Genomic DNA, 5,514 nt, shown 5'->3' with positions numbered 1-5,514 from the left:
TCTGGATATGCTTCATGCACAGATCGACATCGGCCAGGCACTGGTCGATGAACGCCGGCCAGCGGCCGGCACTACCCCAACCTTGGGCCGACGTCGGCCGTCGCTACCGCCAGGCACGCGCCTGATGCACCCGGTTGAAGCACTGGAAGCCATGCTGGCCAGCCGCAAGGACAGTGCGCTGCTGCGCTTCGGTCTGGGCAACGCCTGGCTGGCCGGAGGCCAACCGGAGGCGGCCCGCGCCGCCTGGCAGCGTGGACTCAGCGCGGCCGGCAGCAAGGGCGACCAGCAGGCGCGCAGGGAAATGCTGGTGTTCCTGCGCCGGCTGGAACGGGCCCCGAAGGACAGCGTTCCAGCGGCACTGCGGAACGAAGCCCGCTGAGGGCCTCAGCCCGCGTTGGCGGGCGCAGGTGCCGGCAGGATGTCCGCCATCGGCAGGCGGCGCGGCTTGCTCGGGAAGGCATGGCGCAGGATGCGCCAGACCACCTGGGCAAACTGGCGCGGCAGCGAGCCGTTGTTGTAATGCTGGCCGTAACGGCGGCAGATCTCCTTCACTTCCTTGGCGACGGCCGCATAGCGGTTGGCCGGCAGGTCCGGGTAGAAGTGGTGTTCGATCTGGTGGCTGAGGTTGCCCGACAGCACGTTGATGATGAACCCACCGCTGATGTTGGAGGAGCCGCGCAACTGGCGCAGGTACCAGTGGCCGCGCGATTCATTGCGCAGGCATTCCTTGGGGAAGGTTTCCGATTCGGCGGTGAAATGGCCGCAGAAGATGATCACGTAGGTCCAGACGTTGCGCAGGCCGTTGGCCACCAGGTTGCCCAGCATCACCGGCAGGAAGAACGGGCCGGCCAGCAGCGGGAAGAACACGTAGTCCTTCAGCACCTGGCGCAGCATCTTGCGCGCCACCGGGCGGGTCTGCAGCCACATCGCGCGGCTGCTGATACGGCCCTTGAACCAGCGGCCCAGGCGCAGGTCCTGCGCGGCCACGCCCCACTGGAACAGCAGCGCGAAGATCGGCGCGATGATCGGCTGCATCAGGTAGAAGGGCGACCAGCGCTGTTCCGGGAAGATGCGCAGCAGGCCGTAGCCGATGTCATCGTCCATGCCACGCACGTTGGTGTAGGTGTGGTGGCGGAAATTGTGGGTCTTGCGCCAGTTGTCGCCGGTGGCAACGATGTCCCACTCGTAGGTGTTGCCGTTGAGCTTGGGATCGCCGGTCCAGTCGTACTGGCCGTGCATCACGTTATGGCCCAGCTCCATGTTTTCCAGGATCTTGGCCAGCGCCAGCAGCAGGGTGCCAGCGATGCAGGCCGGCCACAGCAACGGCGCCCAGAACAGCGGCGAGAACGCGCCCAGGAACAGCAAGCCACGGCCCAGCACGCCCGACCAGCGCACGGCGGCGGCCACGCGGCGGATGTAGCGGGTGTCGGAGGCGCCGAGGCTGCCCAGGATACGGTCGCGGATCGCGTCGAGCTCGGCACCGAAGGCGTTCATCTCGGCGGGGCTCAGGGCACGGTCGGAAGCGCGGGTCATGGCAGCAGGTCCTCAGAGATCCAGAGTCAGGTCGGTGGTCGGTGCACTTACGCAGATCCGCACCGGCTGCGCCGTCTCGGACTGCATTTCACCGGTGCGCAGGTGGCGGGTGGTGCCACTGACGCGATCGCAGGTGCAGGTATTGCAGATGCCCATGCGGCAGCCGTGCTTGGGCTTGATGCCCTGCGCTTCCAGGCTTTCCAGCAGCGAACGGCCGCGGGCAACCTTCAGCTGGCGGCCGCTGCGGGCCAGGGTCAGGGCGATCTCACCGGCGCTGTCGGCATCGTTGAGCGGTGCCGGCGGGGTAAACGCCTCGGCCTGGAAGCCGGCCACCTGGTGCACCAGGCGTTGGCGCGCGGCGGCAACGAAGCCATCCGGGCCACAGGCCAGCACGTGGCGCTGCGCCAGCGGCGTGTCATCGCCGGCCACGGCCAGCGAATGGGTATCGATGCGCGCGGCCGGCACCTCGCCTTCGCGGGTGGTCAGCAGATGCACGCGCAGGTTCGGGTTCGCTGCGGCCAGCGCCTGCAGTTCATCACGGAACTGGAAGGCGGCCGCGTTGCGTTCCCAGTAGAACAGGTCCACCGGCGCGGCCAGCGGTCGCTGGCAGGCCTCGCGCAGCAGGCTGCGCATCGGGGTGATGCCACTGCCTGCGGCCAGCAACAGCACCGGCGCGGCGGCCGGCATATGGAAATCGCCGAAGGCCGCGTCCAGGCGGAACAGATCGCCCGGCTTGGCATGGTGGACCAGGTGCTGGCTGATGGTGCCGCCCTCCACCGCCTTGACAGTGATGGCCAGCTCGCGGCGGCCCAGCGCGGTCGGGCTGTAGCTGCGGCGCAATACGCGCCCTTCAAGCTCCACACCCAGGGTGATGTGCTGGCCGGCGCGCATGCCGGCCCAGTGCCGGTTGCAGCGCAGGACCAGGGTGGCGGCACCCTCGCCGGCCGGCTCGCGCCGGACCAGGCGGGCCAGCGGCTCGCGCAGGGTCCACAAGGGATTCAGCTGGCCCGCCCAGAAATCGAACAACGTCGGCGACAGCCAGCGGTACGGGGAAAACAGGGACGGACGGATCACAGCGCTCATGGGCGCACTATACGGCCGCGCACACACCTGTGTATACATGTGTATATTGAACTGGATTGGGTATGATTCAGCCTTGCCCCTCCGGAAGTGCCATGGCCGCCGCCACCGTTCTGTCACCGCCTGAAGATGCCAACAGCCCGGCCCGCCGTACGGTGAGCCGCGAGGACCTGTTGGCCGCCGCGCTGAAACTGATCGGCCCGCACCGCAGCCTGTCCACGCTGAGCCTGCGCGAAGTCGCGCGCGAAGCCGGCATTGCGCCGAACAGCTTCTACCGGCAGTTCCGCGACATGGACGAACTGGCTGTGGCCTTGATCGACGTGGCAGGCCGCTCGCTGCGCACCATCATCGGTGAAGCGCGGCAGCGCGCCACTTCCAGCGCCACCAGCGTGGTGCGGGTATCAGTGGAGACGTTCATGGAGCAGCTGCGCGCCGATGACAAGCTGCTGCACGTGCTGCTGCGCGAAGGCGCGGTGGGCTCGGACGATTTCAAACACGCGGTCGAACGCGAGCTGCACTACTTCGAAGAAGAACTGCAGCACGACCTGGTGCGCCTGGCCGCACTGGACGGCGCCAAGCTCTACAAGCCGGAGCTGGTGGCCACCGCCATCACCCGCCTGGTATTCGCGATGGGCGCCACCGCCATGGATCTGCCACCGGAGAAAGACCCGGAACTGGTCGAGCAGATTTCCACGATGATCCGCATGATCATCGTCGGTGCCCGCACCCCCGCCGCCTTCCGTCGCGGCCGGTAGGCGCCGGGGTCGGCTGGCGGCCAGTAGATCCACGCCATGCGTGGATGAAATCTGTCAGGTATCGAATGAATTCATCCACGCACGGCGTGGATCTACTTTGCCGGCCAGCGGCCGGCACTACCGCTCCTGCCGCAAACCTCAGCCCGCTCCGCTCTCGGCCTTGCGCACGAACGCCTCGAACAGTGCCAGCGTCTGCTCGCTGACATGATGCTCGATGCCCTCGGCATCGCGCCGTGCGGTGTCCGGGTCGACACCCAGCGCCAGCAGGAAGCGCTCCACGGTCTGGTGCCGCTCGCGGCTGGCATGGGCCAGCGCCTCGCCTTCCGGCGTCAGGAACACGCCCCGGTACGGCCGCTGTACCACCCAGCCATCGCGGGCCAGGCGCCGCAGCATCTTCGCCACCGTCGGCTGGGCCACGCCCAGGCGGGTGGCGATATCGACCTGGCGTGCCTCACCGCCGTCGGCCAGCAGGTCGGAAATCAGCTCCACGTAGTCTTCAACCAGCTCCATCCGGTGCGCCTCGCGCACCTGCCGGAAGCTCTCCACCTGGCGCTCGGCCTCGATCAAGGGAGTGGTCTTTGCCGATGTCGAAGCGCCTGTCTTGCCCACGCGGGTGCCTGTCCTGCCAGTGTTTTCGGTATCTGAACCTGAATTCTGGACCAGTGACGCAGCAAAGACGATTGTTTCACATTGCTAATGGATATAGCACTGGCTATATTGCAGCCATGAACACTGTCGAGCCCACCGACTCCCCGGCCGCCCACGCAGCCAGTCTCGGCGCGCTCAACGCCTCGGTGGCCGTCCCCGACAAAGGCCATTGGTGGTTCCGCCTGCTGGCCTTCCTCGGCCCGGGCTACATGGTGTCGGTGGGCTACATGGACCCGGGCAACTGGGCCACGGACCTGGCTGGCGGGTCGCGCTTCGGCTACCTGCTGCTTTCGGTCATCCTCATTTCCAACCTGATGGCGGTGATCCTGCAGGCGCTGTCGGCGCGGCTGGGCATCGCCACCGGCATGGACCTGGCACAGGCCTGCCGCGCCCGTTACCCGAAGCCGGTCAATCTGGCACTGTGGGCCCTGTGCGAGGCGGCGATCATCGCCTGCGATCTGGCCGAGGTCATCGGTACCGCCATCGCCCTGAAGCTGCTGTTCGACCTGCCCCTGCTGTGGGGCGCGGTGATCACCGCACTGGACACGCTGCTGGTGCTGCTGCTGATGAACCGCGGCTTCCGTGCATTGGAAGCCTTCGTCATCGCCCTGCTGATGATCATCTTCGGCTGTTTCATGGTACAGATCGCGCTGGCCGCACCGCCGGTGATGGAGGTGCTGGGCGGGTTCATTCCGCGTGCGCAGGTGGTCACCGATCCGCACGCGCTGTACATCGCCATCGGCATCATTGGCGCCACCGTCATGCCGCATAACCTGTACCTGCATTCGTCCATCGTGCAGACCCGCGCCTACCCGCGTACCGATGAAGGGCGCCGCAGCGCGCTGCGCTGGGCGGTGACCGACAGCACCCTCGCACTGACCCTGGCGCTGTTCATCAATGCCAGCATCCTGATCCTGGCGGCAGCGGTGTTCCATGCCAACGGGCGCTTGGATGTGGAAGACATCGAGCAGGCGCACCAGCTGCTGGCGCCGATGCTGGGCGTCGGCGTGGCTTCGACACTGTTTGCGGTGGCGCTGCTGGCCTCGGGCCTGAATTCCACGGTGACCGCCACCCTGGCCGGGCAGATCGTGATGGAAGGGTTCCTGCGCCTGCGCCTGCCACCGTGGCTGCGGCGGCTGATCACCCGTGCGCTGGCGATCATTCCGGTGGTGGTGGTGATCCTGCTGTTCGGTGACCAGGGCGCGGTGAAGCTGCTGGTACTGAGCCAAGTGGTGCTGTCGATGCAGCTGCCATTCGCGATCATCCCGCTGGTACGGCTGGTGACCGAAAGGGCCACGATGGGTGCGCTGGCAGCACCGCGCTGGCTGGGCGGCATCGCCTGGGTGATCGCGGTGGTGATCGTGGCACTGAACGTGAAACTGCTGGTGGACAGCTTCGCCGGCGCGTGATCCCGATGATCCAAAAGCAACCGAGCGGGGGCCCGGCTCCAGTAGATCCACGCCATGCGTGGATGCTTTTGATCGCGCACCGCGCCAAC

6 protein-coding genes are annotated in these 5,514 nt (G+C 67.0%); 3 read left to right on the top strand and 3 right to left on the bottom strand.

Features of this window, described 5'->3' with window-relative positions:
• Nucleotides 1-124: 124 nt before the first annotated feature.
• The gene (locus ACQKDV_RS09075) at nt 125-379 is read left to right on the top strand and encodes a hypothetical protein (protein ID WP_427783431.1); all 255 of its coding nucleotides are present in this window, start codon (nt 125-127) and stop codon (nt 377-379) included.
• A gap of 5 nt (nt 380-384) precedes the next feature.
• Here ACQKDV_RS09075 and ACQKDV_RS09070 read toward each other — a convergent pair whose 3' ends face one another.
• Nucleotides 385-1,533 carry a fatty acid desaturase family protein gene (locus ACQKDV_RS09070; protein ID WP_427783429.1) on the bottom strand — a complete coding sequence of 383 codons (1,149 nt, stop codon included), beginning with the start codon at nt 1,531-1,533 and terminating at the stop codon, nt 385-387.
• 12 nt (nt 1,534-1,545) lie between these two features.
• The gene (locus ACQKDV_RS09065) at nt 1,546-2,616 is read right to left on the bottom strand and encodes a ferredoxin reductase (protein ID WP_427783428.1); all 1,071 of its coding nucleotides are present in this window, start codon (nt 2,614-2,616) and stop codon (nt 1,546-1,548) included.
• A gap of 92 nt (nt 2,617-2,708) precedes the next feature.
• On the opposite strand from ACQKDV_RS09065, the gene fabR reads away from it, so the two are divergent.
• Nucleotides 2,709-3,368 carry an HTH-type transcriptional repressor FabR gene (gene fabR / locus ACQKDV_RS09060; protein ID WP_427783427.1) on the top strand — a complete coding sequence of 220 codons (660 nt, stop codon included), beginning with the start codon at nt 2,709-2,711 and terminating at the stop codon, nt 3,366-3,368.
• Between the two features lie 138 nt (nt 3,369-3,506).
• Here the strand turns inward: fabR and mntR are convergent, their stop codons facing one another.
• Nucleotides 3,507-3,977 carry a manganese-binding transcriptional regulator MntR gene (mntR, locus tag ACQKDV_RS09055; protein WP_427783426.1) on the bottom strand — a complete coding sequence of 157 codons (471 nt, stop codon included), beginning with the start codon at nt 3,975-3,977 and terminating at the stop codon, nt 3,507-3,509.
• A 116-nt stretch (nt 3,978-4,093) separates the two neighbouring features.
• Between mntR and ACQKDV_RS09050 the strand changes: the two genes are divergently transcribed.
• Nucleotides 4,094-5,425: an Nramp family divalent metal transporter gene (locus tag ACQKDV_RS09050; protein ID WP_427783425.1), complete on the top strand. Its 1,332-nt coding sequence runs from the start codon at nt 4,094-4,096 to the stop codon at nt 5,423-5,425.
• The last annotated feature ends 89 nt before the right edge of the window (nt 5,426-5,514 follow it).

The sequence above is a fragment of the Stenotrophomonas sp. NPDC077659 genome, from assembly GCF_050268705.1.
Lineage (GTDB): Bacteria > Pseudomonadota > Gammaproteobacteria > Xanthomonadales > Xanthomonadaceae > Stenotrophomonas.
This window is presented reverse-complemented; position numbering and strand designations above follow the sequence as displayed.